The 14,877-nt window shown below is 42.9% G+C and carries 14 protein-coding genes and 2 pseudogenes; 5 read left to right on the plus strand and 11 right to left on the minus strand.

Annotated elements, in window-relative coordinates; translation table 11 throughout:
* Positions 1 to 71: 71 nt before the first annotated feature.
* On the minus strand, positions 72 to 1,007 hold the full coding sequence (locus AB4Z30_RS02365; protein WP_441922936.1) for a ketopantoate reductase family protein: 936 nt from the start codon (positions 1,005 to 1,007) through the stop codon (positions 72 to 74).
* Between the two features lie 163 nt (positions 1,008 to 1,170).
* On the opposite strand from AB4Z30_RS02365, the gene AB4Z30_RS02370 reads away from it, so the two are divergent.
* The gene (locus tag AB4Z30_RS02370; RefSeq protein WP_441922938.1) at positions 1,171 to 1,722 is read left to right on the plus strand and encodes a TetR/AcrR family transcriptional regulator; all 552 of its coding nucleotides are present in this window, start codon (positions 1,171 to 1,173) and stop codon (positions 1,720 to 1,722) included.
* A 239-nt stretch (positions 1,723 to 1,961) separates the two neighbouring features.
* Here the strand turns inward: AB4Z30_RS02370 and AB4Z30_RS02375 are convergent, their stop codons facing one another.
* The 7 genes and pseudogenes from AB4Z30_RS02375 to AB4Z30_RS02405 all read right to left on the minus strand — a co-directional run bounded on the left by AB4Z30_RS02375 (position 1,962) and on the right by AB4Z30_RS02405 (position 9,037).
* Positions 1,962 to 2,927, minus strand: coding sequence for a D-2-hydroxyacid dehydrogenase family protein (locus AB4Z30_RS02375; RefSeq protein WP_441922940.1), 966 nt, complete (start codon positions 2,925 to 2,927; stop codon positions 1,962 to 1,964).
* A gap of 575 nt (positions 2,928 to 3,502) precedes the next feature.
* The gene (locus tag AB4Z30_RS02380; RefSeq protein WP_441922942.1) at positions 3,503 to 4,903 is read right to left on the minus strand and encodes an erythromycin esterase family protein; all 1,401 of its coding nucleotides are present in this window, start codon (positions 4,901 to 4,903) and stop codon (positions 3,503 to 3,505) included.
* A gap of 281 nt (positions 4,904 to 5,184) precedes the next feature.
* Positions 5,185 to 5,682 carry an SMI1/KNR4 family protein gene (locus AB4Z30_RS02385; RefSeq protein WP_441922944.1) on the minus strand — a complete coding sequence of 166 codons (498 nt, stop codon included), beginning with the start codon at positions 5,680 to 5,682 and terminating at the stop codon, positions 5,185 to 5,187.
* A gap of 341 nt (positions 5,683 to 6,023) precedes the next feature.
* Positions 6,024 to 7,626: pseudogene (locus AB4Z30_RS02390) on the minus strand (xylulokinase).
* 258 nt (positions 7,627 to 7,884) lie between these two features.
* Positions 7,885 to 7,995 (minus strand): annotated as a pseudogene (locus AB4Z30_RS02395) (DUF4180 domain-containing protein); the annotation flags it as partial.
* Positions 7,996 to 8,415 carry a GNAT family N-acetyltransferase gene (locus AB4Z30_RS02400; RefSeq protein ID WP_441922946.1) on the minus strand — a complete coding sequence of 140 codons (420 nt, stop codon included), beginning with the start codon at positions 8,413 to 8,415 and terminating at the stop codon, positions 7,996 to 7,998.
* Positions 8,416 to 8,455: 40 nt separating this feature from the next.
* On the minus strand, positions 8,456 to 9,037 hold the full coding sequence (locus tag AB4Z30_RS02405) for a TetR/AcrR family transcriptional regulator (protein WP_441922948.1): 582 nt from the start codon (positions 9,035 to 9,037) through the stop codon (positions 8,456 to 8,458).
* Between the two features lie 202 nt (positions 9,038 to 9,239).
* Here AB4Z30_RS02405 and lpdA point away from each other — a divergent pair, with 202 nt between their 5' ends.
* Complete coding sequence (gene lpdA / locus AB4Z30_RS02410; RefSeq protein WP_441922950.1) at positions 9,240 to 10,646, plus strand: dihydrolipoyl dehydrogenase; 1,407 nt, start codon at positions 9,240 to 9,242, stop codon at positions 10,644 to 10,646.
* Positions 10,643 to 10,771, plus strand: coding sequence for a hypothetical protein (locus tag AB4Z30_RS02415; RefSeq protein WP_441922952.1), 129 nt, complete (start codon positions 10,643 to 10,645; stop codon positions 10,769 to 10,771). The genes lpdA and AB4Z30_RS02415 overlap by 4 nt, the downstream gene beginning before the upstream one ends.
* A gap of 129 nt (positions 10,772 to 10,900) precedes the next feature.
* Here AB4Z30_RS02415 and AB4Z30_RS02420 read toward each other — a convergent pair whose 3' ends face one another.
* Positions 10,901 to 12,079 carry an MFS transporter gene (locus AB4Z30_RS02420; RefSeq protein WP_441922954.1) on the minus strand — a complete coding sequence of 393 codons (1,179 nt, stop codon included), beginning with the start codon at positions 12,077 to 12,079 and terminating at the stop codon, positions 10,901 to 10,903.
* Between the two features lie 122 nt (positions 12,080 to 12,201).
* On the opposite strand from AB4Z30_RS02420, the gene AB4Z30_RS02425 reads away from it, so the two are divergent.
* Positions 12,202 to 13,092 (plus strand): LysR family transcriptional regulator, encoded by an 891-nt coding sequence (locus AB4Z30_RS02425; protein WP_441922956.1) that lies wholly within the window; start codon positions 12,202 to 12,204, stop codon positions 13,090 to 13,092.
* 37 nt (positions 13,093 to 13,129) lie between these two features.
* A complete protein-coding gene (locus AB4Z30_RS02430) occupies positions 13,130 to 13,693 on the plus strand; it encodes a GNAT family N-acetyltransferase (RefSeq protein WP_441922958.1) in 564 nt (187 codons plus the stop codon).
* Between the two features lie 49 nt (positions 13,694 to 13,742).
* Here AB4Z30_RS02430 and AB4Z30_RS02435 read toward each other — a convergent pair whose 3' ends face one another.
* Positions 13,743 to 14,096, minus strand: coding sequence for an SH3 domain-containing protein (locus AB4Z30_RS02435; RefSeq protein WP_441922960.1), 354 nt, complete (start codon positions 14,094 to 14,096; stop codon positions 13,743 to 13,745).
* Positions 14,097 to 14,141: 45 nt separating this feature from the next.
* Positions 14,142 to 14,801 (minus strand): TetR/AcrR family transcriptional regulator, encoded by a 660-nt coding sequence (locus AB4Z30_RS02440; protein WP_441922962.1) that lies wholly within the window; start codon positions 14,799 to 14,801, stop codon positions 14,142 to 14,144.
* Between the last annotated feature and the right edge of the window lie 76 nt (positions 14,802 to 14,877).

Below are 14,877 nucleotides of genomic sequence, written 5' to 3' on the forward strand. Positions count from 1 at the left end.
CTGTTAATGAGCTGTGTTTCCCCCGTTACGCTCAAAAACATTTCCTGTCCTATACGAAGAGCCGTCACTTGCTACATTAAATAGGATTGATTTAGCCATTCTGCCTCCAATGCGTCCCAGTTTGGCGTAGGTACATCCGATCTTGACCTCCATTCAGCAAAGGTCTCATTTAAGGCGGCGAGCTCCGTTGACGTTCCATCAATCCACCTGCTGACCGGAAGCATGAAGAACAGCTTTAGTGCCCAGCGAACGAAGTTTGGATAGTGGGTAATCCAGGATGCCTGCCTCGCAGGAGTTAACGGATACCCGAGTGAATCTAGTACTCGAAAACCCTCTCCCATAGCCGCAACGAACTGACGCATTCGTTTGTCATCACGAACAACCTTTTTCATCTGAAATTGATGGTATAGAATGACCATATTCATAGGCACGACCAGCACCATATGGTTTTTCAGCCATGCATCGATTTGATCTTGATCATTGAGCTTGTACTTGGTTCGTGAAAAGGCCTGTTCTAGCAAGGTGCGAAACGGAATTTGCCCCTCCAGACTCCCGATGACCATCTCTCCATGGCCGCCACGAATACAAATGACTCGCCCGTCCATACGTGTACCGGCGGTAGTTTGGAATCCAAAAACGACCTGTTTGGGAGATTTTCCATTTTTACTTAAATAGTCCTTCATGGCATAGGTATCCATATTGTTGCCAACCAGCACAATATGGCGGCTATAGTTGTTGGCTAGGATCGGGAGCACAGCCTCAAAGTCCGAATATTTCATCATGACAAAGATCAAGTCATACACATCCTCAGACGCGAGCCCACGAATTACCCGAACTTGATCCACAGTTGTTTTGCGCTGAAGGTAATGGCGAATGATCAGCCCTTCTGTTTCCAGTTCTTCCGCTCGTTTTCCTCTCGCCAACACGGTTACGTCATGCCCTCCCTGGACTAGAACATGTGCCAGGTAGCTTCCCTGTACGCCTGCACCGTATATAAGTATATTCAATATGTTTCCCTCCCTATATAATTAACAGTTGTTGAATATCTAACATCTGTACATTACAATCAAGGTATCATTGAAACCGATACAGGAGCAATGGCTAATTCCATTCGCTTTTGTTGAGAAATGAACAACGAACACGGGATCTGTTCAGGAAAGCGGGGAAACTATGGATCGACGTATTGTACGATCAAGGCAAATGATAATGCAAGCGTTCATCGAGATGCTGGGTGAGCAAGAATTTGAGCGAGTCACCATTCAAGGTATTGCGGATCGGGCGAATGTCAATCGCGGAACCGTTTATTTGCATTTTACTGACAAATATGACCTGCTCGAACAGAGCGTGGACACATATCTAGTGATGCTTGTTAACAGCTGTTTATCGGAAGAGGGGCCTGGAGTAGAAGTATCGCATGACTTATTAATTCGCGCATTTGCGTATCTGAAAGAGCATGCATCAATCTATCGCGTGCTTATCAATAGCAAAGGCACTCCAACGTTTAGAGACCGTATGACACAGATGATTAAAGGCAATATCACCGTAATAGTGAACGAGATGAAATTGGAAAAAGACATCCATAGAGATGTACTTGTACAATTTTTATCTATTTCCATTACGGGATTAATTGAATGGTGGGTAGCTGAATCCATGCCCTATACTCCTGAGGAGATGGTTGAACAGATGAACAACATCCTCAAAGCAAAGCTAGAGTTATGGTGAATTCCTAGCTGATTGCTACTCAGATCATCTTTTAAAGAGGAATTTCACCCTCGCTGAACTTCCTCTCGTATGAGCTAACGATACTCGTCCTTCTGTAAAGGATAAGTTATTAAACAATGCATCTCCCTATTTACGTAGTAACAGTTTGATACAACAACAAATAACAGCAGTCTGCAGCAGACTGCTGTTTGAAAATTGATAACTCATATAATGAACGATATTATATGAAATGACTTCGACTACTCAGCTCTAATTTCTCGAATGAGATTTCCTTCAAGGAACGCCTGGATATTCTCCAAGGAATGCTGGTAATAAGTCTGGTAATTATTTTGAGAAACGTACCCCATGTGCGGAGTAGCAAGCAGATTAGGAGTGGAGCGCAAGGGATGTATATCAGGTAATGGTTCAACATCGAATACATCTATGCCGGCACCCGCAATCCAGTTATTGTGAAGTGCTTTAATCAGCATATCCTGGTTGACAATAGAGGCGCGTGAGGTATTGATGAGATAGGCTGTTTTCTTCATTAACTTTAGTTCATTCTCACCGATCAAATGACGAGTCCGTTCGCTAAGAATGAGGTGGATTGAAACAATATCACTCTTAGCCATGATCTCTTCTTTCGTAGAAGCGAACTGTGCACCAGCAGCCTCTGCTCGTTCTTGGGATAGATTTTGACTCCATGCCATCACATTCATGCCAAAGGCATTCCCGATTTGGGCCATTTTTGTTCCAATCTTTCCTAATCCAAGCAGACCTAGTGTTCTACCGCTCAGATCAGAACAGACGGTGCTTTGCCAAGGACCGCTTCTCTGAATCGATTGACTTTCTGGGATCAGATTTTTGGTCAAAGCCAAAATTAAAGCCCATGTTAATTCGGTTGGAGGCTCTGAACTGCTTGCTGTGCCGCATACCTTGATGCCCTGTTTCTCAGCATACTTTATATCAATAGAGGCATTCCGCATTCCAGTCGTAATTAGTAGTTTTAGTTTAGGTAACTGCGAGAGCAGAGAAGCTTTAAACGGGGTTCGTTCCCTCATGAGGACTATGATTTCATAATCCTTTAACTCATGAGCAGCTGCGGCTTCGCTTTCGAAATGTTTATTAAAGGATACGACGTCTACCTGATCTGATATCTGTGCCCAATTTGCCATTTGTAGTGCGATATTTTGATAGTCGTCCATTATTGCACATTGAAGTTTCAAGTTGTTTTCCTCCATTCATGAGTCGAGTTACTATGAAATGCGTAATGAAGACAGCATGGCAAGACGTGTTTCTATGTAATTTTCTTAATTAAAAAATATACTTCTAATAATTAATCATTATACAGTAATCGGTTTCCACTTGTTGGAAAAGTTTATTGGATTTGCAGTTGATATTTGCAGAACAAATAGACAAAGGATAACTAAGTAATGCAATATCATCTCCATAAAACAGTGACATATATAGAGTATCGATTGATGCTTGAAGGCAACGTTTCAGAACGGGTATTACATTACCTTATAAGGATAATGCCTGGCTGGAAGAACAGCTGAGCAATAGAGGGATGCACCGTAAAGATATCTTTCACGCATCTATAGATGAGAATCTGGAATTGTATAATTCTCAATCCACAATGAATAACATCCCTCCAATCGAGCACTTAACCAAATGATCTCAATTTGAATGCCAGCTCATTCGTTATTTTACCTTTCGTATGCTCTTCCTCTACCCAACTCAATAAGGTAGCATGATATCAATAACCAGTTCTGTTCTTCCCAATTGTTTAATGGACCGGTGTTCATTTACCCAGCTTAGTCAAGCGCGTGGAAGGATGAATGTTACGAATCAGCAAAATGCCATCATACTGATCCCGAGGAATCATTTTCTCATCCAACACGCCCCAAGCCTTGGCTATACGAGGTGTAAACATCCATTCCGTCGCTGGGCTTAATGCTTGGTCTCTCAGATCTATAAATCGTGCAACACCCATCTCTGTTCCTAGAATATCTTCCAGGCTACCCTTATCGTGAGATTGAACCTGTTCCTCTTCGCCATTATTTTTGGATGAGCTTCCTTCGTAGGCATATAGCCCGATCACATAGTTAGCCTGCTTCAGTGAGTAAGGTAACAATTCCCCCAACGTTGGATAAGGATTTTCGTCAAAATCATATCCGTTGTGCTCTGTAATCATCGTGGAGTTACTTTTACGTATGTGATAGTTATGTGCCCATATGATTATTTTTTCGTTGGGATATATCGTTTCAGCAAGCCAAGTCAAGTTGTCCGCCATCACGCGGTCTCGTCCATAACTGGCCAGTTGTAACTGTTTTTCAGGATCAATTCCAGCGAACAGTTTTACGAAGTGTGGATTATAATGATCCAGCATATCCAAGCGATTTTGTAATACACGTTCAATTAAAGGAACCAGGTTGGAATGTTCCATCTGAGCCAGATTTAATGGATCTCTCTTGTCTCGGACGAATTGTTGAAGAGCTTGATACTTTTCTTTGATCTTCTTTTTCTGTTTAGTAAATTCATCGATTTGATTAGTCATGCTGAGCTTCAGATACCATCGTTCTGTTTGGGCAAAGGCTTTAGCTTTACTTGAATCGACCTTAGCAAACCAATTCTCAATGAAGGTAGTAAAAGTTTCTGATGTACCTTGTGCGTCAACTCCAGTCAAAATCAGAGGGTGATCGGTTTTACTTTGCTGTGCGATGTATTCAAAAAGCGGTAAATTTTCTTCTACTTGCCAAACACCATAGATAGAATTTTTCATCAATTGTTCTGGCGTCATATGACGTACCTGTGAGTATGCAGTAGCCGTATCCGAAAGATTAGACTCGAATGCGAGCACGTTATACCCTAATTCCTCATGAAGAAATTTGACCAGTCTCACTTTCATCGAATTGTACTCGGATGCACCGTGCGAAGCTTCGCCCAAGCTAACCATTCGTTTGTCTGCCAAAAGAGACTTGAGAAATGATAAATCGTTGTATGCATCCTCATTTTGTGGTTTGACTGATGTTATTGTTTGGGCACTTGCACGCACATTTTCATTCCAGATTTGATCAGAAGACGTAAGGCTCTCTTGTACTACAGTAGTTCCGGCCATATAGGCCGACTCGTCCACAGACAATATACTGAAACTGCTAAGCATTGCTGTAGATAATAAAACCTTCTTGTACCATGAATTCATTAGGCTGACACTCCTCTCTTAATGAAGTTCAGCTTAACATTCTCCGTTTAAAACCAGTCCACGTGATGTTTAAAATTAGTTTAAGAATGGTAACGTTGGTTTATCCTGCAATTTATGGACAAAGTGAAAAAAAGGATTAGTCAGCTCACTGTCCATATAGATGAAGAATCGAATATGTTCTTACAAGTCCTTAGCGTCGAAAGTAAAAAGCAGCCGCTCTGAAGGACTACCTCCCATGATTACAAATGGTATAAACTCTGGGTTAGTTCCATTAGCGCTGCTTATCCAAGTTTAATTGAATCAGACATAATAAGTTGTAAAAAATCATGCAAGTTGTCTGCCAATTTGTTGACCTCTTCAAATTCAGGTTCTTCTCCTCGTACAATGGAACCGATTTCATTCTTGATATCAATGGCATAAAAAGAATATCCATCACGAACAGACATCATAATCGGCAGATACTTATCCCACCATGTCATGATTTCTGATCGCCATCCCTCATCGTCCACTGCTGCCTCCAGGCTGATTAATTCAAATTCATTCCAGTGAAAGTCCGAATCAGAGCTGTTATTGTAGTCAGCTTCGCACAGGAACCAGGTCTGCTCGCTAGATGTCATGCATTGTTTAACCACATACAAAAACGCTGTATATTCCGGGGGCATATTCGTGTATCTTGTGATGAACTGATGATCCAGATTGAGGCCAGGTTCAGATTTAAGAGTTATAATCCAACCATTTGACTCAGCCCAAGTCATAAATTCCAGAATAGTTTTATTCATATCGTACATTGTCCCTCCCTCACAAGATTTTCCTCCCGAACGATTGTGTATAGCGTAGCCCATCAGAAAAATAATAGCTACAGTCAACCTTCATCCTTAAAATGAAAATGTTCGTGATGGATTGAATCCATTCCTGCCAGCTTACCCGTTTTTTTGTGGTAAAACGCAAAGTTATGATTTAGCGGCAATCGTAGCAATTGATAATTATGATCTCGGGGTAGAGAATGGATTTCTTTTACGGCCTCCTCCCTCGTGCCGTACATGCCAATGGGAAAAAAGTTAGGAAAGTGTGCAGAGACATCTGCTGCGAATATTCCCCAAACGAAATTAGTCAATGGATTTCATCTCTTTTCTGTAAAATGATCAACCGCTGCTTGCTCAATGGCCATTCCTTTCGTGTACCGTTCCATAAATCGGTTGAACCCGTTCACATCAGAAATGTCTGGATCAATCCTCAGGGCTTCCACGTCATTAAATACTTTCAGATTGAGGTAATCTGTTAAAATTTCGTTTTTCTCCTTACAAACCATGTAGGAAGCCAATACGGCTATCCCCCATGCACCGCCCTCACCAGCAGTCGGCATGACAGATACGGGAGCATTAAGTGCAGCTGCACAGATTTTCTGACCAACCAAGGGTGTCTGTAATAGTCCGCCATGTGCCAAGATCTGGTCAACCTTTATTTTCTCCCTCTGTGTTAAAATGTCCATTCCGAGCCTTAATGTGCCAAACGCACTGAACAGATGTGTCCTCATAAAATTAGCGAGTGTAAAGCGGCTCTCTGGAGAACGAACAAATAACGGACGCCCTTGAGTCATACCGGTAATTTTCTCTCCCGAATGATAACCATAACTTAGCAAACCGCCGCCATCCGGGTCTGCTTCGAGCGCTTTATTAAACAGAACATGGAACAAGTGACTGACGTCAGCTTTATATCCCAATGCTTCATAAAACTCATGAAACAATCTCATCCATGCATTGATATCACTAGTACAATTGTTGGCAAGAACCATACCAACAGGACTTCCATCCGGTGTAGTCACAATATCAATCTCGGGATACACCCCTATATCTTTGTCCAGAACAATCATAGCAAATATGGATGTTCCTGCGGATACACTGCCGCTGCATGTTTGGATACTGTTCGTAGCCACCATGCCTGTTCCGGCATCCCCTTCCGGAGGGCAGAACGGAATGCCGGCTTTTAGATCGCCAGACGGGTCGATAAGACGTGCACCAGCTTCATGAAGAAAACCTGCATGTTCACCAGCTGCATATACAGAAGGTAAAATATCTTTAAGTTTCCATGGGTAATCTTTATGTTTAATTAATTCGTTAAACTGCTCAATCATCTCTTCATTGTATCCTCTTGTCACCCTATTGATCGGGAACATGCCCGAAGCATCCCCCACACCGAGCGCTTTATTGCCTGTTAGAAGAAAGTGCATGTAACCTGACAACGTTGTTATATATTTAATGCTCCTTACATGTTCTTCATCGTTTAAGATGGCTTGGTACAGATGCGCAATACTCCAGCGCTCCGGAATTTTATATTGGAATTCACTGGTTAAAAATGCTGCTGCAGTAGTTGTTGTGATATTACGCCAAGTACGAAATGGAACTAACAGTTCTCCCATGCTGTCCAAAACAAGATAACCCTGCATCATGCCGGATAGTCCGATGGAGCCTATGCTGCTAAGCGTTACTCCATAATTTCATAACCTGTTGTTTCAGTACAGCATATACTTCTTGCAACCCCTGAACCATCTTATGGGAGTCATAGGTCCAGTATGGATTGTTCCATTGATTTTCCCATTCGTAGCTGCTGGAAGCAATGATTTCAAAACGGTTATTGATCAGAACAGCCTTGATCCGTGTTGATCCAAATTCAATGCCAAGCGAGGTATTTCCGCTGAGGATCGCTCGTTTAAGATGCTGATTCATTATGAGCTCTGCACCTCCTTTTACTTGAACTTGGTGTGATAATAACATGTTTACGGCACTTTGTATATTGGATAAACTAAGTTTTGGCCATGAGAAGTAATAAAGACATATCCCAAATCTTCATCTGCCTAAGATGGATGTAAAACAACACTTTTGGCATATGAAGATAATAAGACATGTCTCATGGAAATATGATTCTTTTTTATTTATGGCACGCCCATGTTTTATATTAGCTACGCTGTGGACGATCTGCTCACTTTATGATTTGAAGTTGCTTAATTTCTCAATAGCCTGATCCACGTCTTGAACGAAAAATATATCATTACCATTATTGCTCTCGTAGATAAAGTCTTTCAGACTTTTGCTTGCCTATTCATATACAAGCACCCAGTATCTTGCCCCTGGATCACCTTCTTCAACAACAGTCTTCCAGCCCTGCTTTTTATAGAACGAAAGTGCCTTATGGTTATCTGAAACACATTTTAACGTGACAGGTGTCCCCAATCTAGCTATCGATTGCTGAAGTAACTGTTTACCTGCGCCTTTCCCGGCCGCCTTTGGGTGTACAAACAAATTATGAACAAAACGATCTGGTACATATAGTGACGCAAATCCAAGGATTTGATCACCTGATTCAGCCACAAGAATCTCTTCTTCCGATGTATCCCGGTCAAAATCTTCGAGAGCCATCTCACCGGCATTAGCCCAGTGAAAGCTTTCTTGCCGGGAATGCATATAAATTTCTCTCAATTGTGCATAATCTGAAATTCTCGCTTCTCTAATGATCATTCGATCAATCCCCCACCTGTCTGTTTCATCAATTTAGTTATCATTTGGAGCTGACGTTTACCATTTGTTTAGCCTGTGTACGACCTGCTTGTAACAGATCATCACTGAGCTTTGAATCACTGACTGCACGTGCCAAAGCAACAGTTCCTACCATACTGCTCACTAGAGCATAACCAGCAGAAGTATCGATTCCAGCCAACTCTGTAATAAACGTAATAAAACGCTGTAACTCTCGTGTATAAGCCTGCCGTATCTCCTCCGATAGCTGAGAAATCTCACCTGACAGTGCAGGTAGGATACAACCGACTTCCGTTTGATCTCGATGCAAGGAGCCTAAGTAAAAATCAATGACAGCTTCAATTGGAGACTGATCTTCATTTTTGTTTTTATCAGCAACTTTTTGCAGCATTTCGATGGTGTCACTAATAGCAAAATGACAGGTCTCCATCACAAGCTGATCTTTGTTCTCAAAATGGGAGTAAAATCCCCCGTGTGTCAGTCCAGCACCTTTCATAATATGTGGAAGACCTATATTCCGCACACCATGGGTTCGAAATGCTTTAGCCGCGCTAGTAATAATATGGTTTCGGACTTTGAGTTTGTGCCCTTTCGGATAAGGCATCCTGCTTCCTCTCCTTTTTTGTCTATGACTGCATCTAATGGATCGCTTTTAAAATATTATATTTATCATATTATTTAATGTCAATTCATAGATCAGCATCTTCAGCAGAGGAAGAGTGATTATAAATGGAGTATTGACTCCTTTAAAATATGATGACTATAATATATTACGATCATAATATTTTATTTTGGAGGTACGCATTATGAATGCATTCGAAGCTGTAGATACCCTGGTCATTGGATCAGGGCCAGGAGGTTACGTGGCCGCATTACGATCCTCTCAACTCGGGATGAAAACTGCCATAGTAGAGCGTCAGCAGATCGGAGGTGTATGTACGCATGTAGGCTGTATTCCTTCCAAAGCGCTAATTGGTGAAGCGGAGCGTTTTACCTTACGCAGGCATTGGGGTGCTGTTGACAAAAGTATTTCCTTTCAGGAGGCTCAGACTTTCAAACAAGCCGTGGTGGATAAGCAGTCTGGAGGAGTTCGGTTTTTGCTCAAAACGACGGGTGTTACTGTTCTGGCAGGTGAAGCAAGCTTGATAGATGCACATACCGCCGTGATTCATCATGCTGAAGATGGTGAGCGTCAAATAGTCTTTAAGCATCTCATCTTGGCAACCGGCTCCCGTCCCATTGAAATAAGCGCTCTTCCCTTCGGCGGCCGGATCCTCTCATCCACCGAAGCGCTATCACTGCCCGAAATTCCTGATAGTCTTGTTGTGGTTGGAGGCGGTTATATTGGCGTGGAGCTCGGTCAGATGTTTGCGAGATTTGGAACCAAAGTTACGATGCTTGAGGGGGGTGAACAGATTTTGCCCGGATTCGAGGCAGAGCTTGTTGAACCTGTTATTCGTCAACTGAAAAAGGACGGCATAACCATCTTAACCGGGGCTAAGGTTACAGGAGCAGACCAGTATACGAGTCACATCGATCTCCACTATACACGTCTAAATGAACGCGACGTAGTTCAAGCGGAATATGCGTTAATTACGGTGGGCAGAAAACCGAACACAGATGGAACCTTAGGTCTCGAAAATATAGGTCTCTCCCCTACTCCACAAGGCTTGATCGAGACTGACGCGCAGTGCAGAACATCCATCCCGCATATTTATGCTATTGGAGATATCGTTCAAGGCCCTGCTCTAGCTCATAAAGCTTCCTATGAAGCAAAAATTGCAGCAGAGGCTATCGCGGGGAAACCCTCTATCATCGACTATAAGGCGATTCCGCTAGTTGTGTTTTCCCATCCGGAGATCACTAGCGTTGGTCTTAGCGAGACGGAATGTAAGCAAAAATCCATTCCCATTGTTGTTGGAAAATCTGTTTTTTCCATCAATGGCCGTGCACTCGCTTTAAAGGAAACGGAAGGTTTTGTGAAAATTGTAGCTCACGCTACGACGGGTCTTGTATTAGGTGCACAGATTGTCGGGGCTGAAGCTTCTACGCTAATCTCCGAGTTGTCTCTTGCTATTGAAATGGGAGCAACGGTGGAAGATTTGGCCATGACCATTCACCCTCACCCGACGCTGGGGGAAATCATTATGGAGGCCGCAGAACAAGCTTGTGGGAAAATAGACAAAATGAAAACTAGGGAGAAAACATCATGAGATCTAAATGGGGCTTGTATATCTTAATCATGTTGATCATAGGTATGGCTTCATTAGGCATCGGATTCGTTCTCTGGCGAGAGTCGCGTAGGACTGCGGTGAACCTTGAAGTAGAAGCTGCATAGAATGAATAATCGCCGCAAACCTGTTTAAACAATAGGTTGCGGCGATTTGTACTGTGAATTTGTGTAGGATCTGTAACAACTTAAGCGCTCTAATTCAATGATCGAACCTGACTATTGTCACTTCGCTTCTCAGTTCTTTTGCGGTTCATTACCCTTATGAGTTTCTACAGCTTTTCCCCCCATGTTTATGGATAACTGTACACTAATCATTAGCATTACAATGACCAGCATGGCAACAATGGATACGTTAAAGCGTCCGCTGAGATCGAAGATCCATCCAATAATAAGCGGACCGAAGGCACCCATGATATAACCTCCCATCTGTGACATCGCTGACCACGAGCCTGCTTCCTCGGCCGTATTTGTTGCCATAATGGGTAGCATCAGCGCTAGCGGAAACAATCCACCAGCCCCGATACCGAGAAAAATAACGGCAAGTAGCATGGGCACAGGCGACAAGAGTAACACTAAACCGATGAGTTCAGAAACACTGCACAAGACAAGCCATAGTTTGATCTTGCCTGAGCGGTTTACAAGATTCGGTATCAGTAATGCGACAGGAACTTGAATTAATGTAAACACAGTCAGAAGCATCGCTGCGTTTGGTGAACTGTATCCAAAGCTAAGAGCGATCGGCGAAATCCAAGCTGTCAAGCTATAGAACATACTGGCCATGAAGCCAAAAAACAAAGTGAATTGAATCGCTTTTTTATTACCCAGCGGCAGTTTAACGCGCTGTGATCTGCTGCTGGAGGGTTTGTTTTTTCGAATGAGTAAGGTCCAAAAGATCACAGCAATGAAGCCAAAAGCGGCCCAACAGGACAAGGCTAGTGAAAGATTGTGTTGATTTTGATTATAAATCGGAATGGTTAACCCAGATGCCAGCGCTGCCCCAATCGTCATCGATACGGAGTAAATACTCACTATGCCTGGACTTGCCGGGAAGTACTTTTTAATAAAACTTGATAGTAGCGGTCCCGCGAAGCTGATGCCGATCCCTCCGACTAAAGCGGTAGCAAGTAGTACGGCAACAGATTGATCTACACTGCGAAGTGCAGTGGCGATTGTGATCAGAAGAAGCGAGATAAATATAGTGCGCTCCAAACCGATCCGCTGACTTAACGTTGTGGCGACGGGAGCAAATAATCCCATGCACAGGACAGGCAGTGTGGTCAGAAGGCTTGCTGTTAACGCGCTTATACCTAGCTCGGTTTGAATCATGCTCATCATGGATGCCACGGAAGTAATGATGGGTCGCAGGTTCAATGCCGCAATAAATAGTGCGAATAAATATAATAATTTTTTCATCGTTCTTTTCCTCCTGGTTCTTCTTGAAGTCACTTTGAGTATACGTCCGCTCTGTTCATTGATCAATCCAATAATTCGTATTATTATGATAGTAAAATACTATTATTGAACAAGGAGAAGAGATGGATACCCGAAATATAACGTATTTTATGGCCGTCTTTGAGCATCTTCACTTCACGAAGGCCGCAGAGATTCTCGGAATTTCACAGCCAACATTGAGTCAACAGATCCGTCTGCTGGAGGCTGAAGTAGGCATGCCACTTTTCGATCGGATTGGCAAAAAAGTAGTTGCGACAGAGGCTGGCAGGCTGCTCCATCAATACGGAATGAAAATGATTCAGGCTGAAATGGATGCAAAAAGTGCAATTCAAGAACTGGTATCGGAGAAGCGTGGAACGGTCCGGCTTGCTGTGTTACCCTCTGATCTTGATTTTCAACTTGTTCCGCTGTTTGTTGAATTCAAGACCCGGTACCCTCATACGAAGCTGCAGGCTTTTTCAACCATATTTGTGCGAGACGAAGTACTAACACACAAAGTGGACCTTGGCATTGGGCTACGTGGTTCTAAGGACAAGCGGCTCGTGCAGATTCCACTGGGAAGTGAGCCTTATGAACTGTTTGTTCATGCATCTAGTGATCTTGCGAAAAAACACGAAATAACCTTGGACGAATTGACACGGCTCGCGCTGGTCATGTATCCCAAAGGGTATATTGGCAGAGATTTGGTGGATGAAGTTTTTCGGGAGCAAGGCCTAGAGTTAACGACGGTGATGGAAGCAGGTTCTGCATCTTCCCTGTTGCAGCTAGTAGCTGCCGGCATTGGTGCAACGATTCAGCCAAGAGAACTATTAAAACAGCATTCAGGCTGGGAAGATATCGTAACAATCCCCATTGTAGGGCCTGCACCTGTTCGGCATATGGAGTTGACTTACTATGCGGATCGATTCATTAGCAAAGCGCAACACCAGCTAGCGGAGTGGTTAATTGAATTTTTTAAATCGAAAACGAACTAGTGAAAAGCGAAAATCCAAAGAGATGAGGTTTTTTAAAATGAAGAAATCGGACGAAGTATTTGCCGTTTCGGAGCGTCTCGTGATTCGAAAGTTCGGTATGCAAGATGTGCAGTCCTTCTATCAATACCGCTCTAATCCCGATATAGCTCGTTTTCAATCGTGGGAAAATTATACGCTTCAAGATGCAGAATCATTTGTCAGCCGTCAATTAGCAAATTCCCCTGATCAGCCAGGGACGTGGTTTCAATACGCGGTTGCTTTAGCTGGGTCTGATCAGATCATCGGGGATTGCGCGATTCATACACTTGGAGCCGAACCCAGAATTGTCGAGCTTGGATTTACGCTTGCGCCTGAGCATCAGGGGAAAGGATATATGCACGAAGCACTTTGTGCCCTGCTTGATTATGTTTTCGGTACACTGAACAAGCATAAACTGATCGCTTTTTCCGATGTACGAAACACAAAGTCCATCCACGCTCTGGAACGTTTAGGTATGAGACGCGAAGGACATTTGCTCGAAAATTACATGTCCAAGGGTCATTGGGTCGATGATTATCAATACGCGATTTTGCAATCGGAATGGTTAAATATGCGTAAGTAATCTGTTATAAAGATATTCCTCTTTTCAATATAAAGAAAGAGTCTGATGGTTATTGTTTTAATGGGGTGATGACTATATTGGGTACCCACCCCTTCTCACCTTCAGTCGTGTGCACAAAGCTCCATTCGTTTAACTCACGCTCTTTATGAACAATAGTACCCGGTATCACGTTCAGTTCGAGTGCGGAGTAATCCTCTTGTACTTCGGATTGTTGTTCTTCATTCGGTGTGCTCAGTATTTGCTTTGGCACCCAACCACGCTTTTTAGACTGAGCAGCTTCGCAAAAAATCCAGTTCGGAAATTCAGTATCTTCCTCTCCGTAATGAACAACATCTCCCTTAGCCAGAACAATAGGGTCTGGATAATTTGACTGATGCGGGTGAATCACTTTGTATTGCTTCATATGTACTCCCTCCAGAATGTGGTTCTTTAAAAAGTGAAACAATGATCAGGACAATTCTTCATTTTTATAATAAATGGTACGTTGTCCATAGGCACGAAGGAAGACACGTACCCCTTCAGTGATGATTCGCTTGGTTTGTTCATCTTGAGAATTCCCGATTTTTTTGGGTTGATTAAATACCATTAAAAACGTTAATGCGGCGAAATGCTTTGTAGCAAGTTCAGGATCGGGCACATGAAGCAGTCCGTTTTCTCCAAACTCGGTAAACCTCCTGATCAGCCCCTCTTCTGTTGCATTGTCTAACTTTTCTAAAAAAGAGATGGGTAGGTTGGCTTCTTCCTTTGTAATCAGACGGATCAAAGCACTGTAATCAGAAGAACCGTTCGCAGAAGCCACGAATTGTTCACAAAACAAAATAAGCGTCTGCTCCAAATCCTCGAATTCCGAGAGATAGTCTGTTATTCCTTGTTTGATCATGTCCAAAACCGCCCTACTGGTTTCTTCTATAACAGCAAGCAGTAAGTTCTGCTTGTCACCATAATAATCATAAACTGTTCGTTTCGAAACACCTGCTTTAGCTGCGACCGCATCGACGCTGGAACGATCAAACCCATCTGAGAGAAACAAATCACGTGCCGCCGCAATAATTTTCACTCTTTTGTCAGAAGAGCCTCTTCGTACTTTTTTGTTTTCCGTAGTATTCATCCTTAAGCTTCCCCCCTATAACTATACTATCAAAAAGGAGTTCCACTTTACAAATTACACTGCACGGTGTAGTTTA

This window comes from Paenibacillus sp. 2TAF8 (genome assembly GCF_052114825.1).
GTDB lineage: Bacteria > Bacillota > Bacilli > Paenibacillales > Paenibacillaceae > Paenibacillus.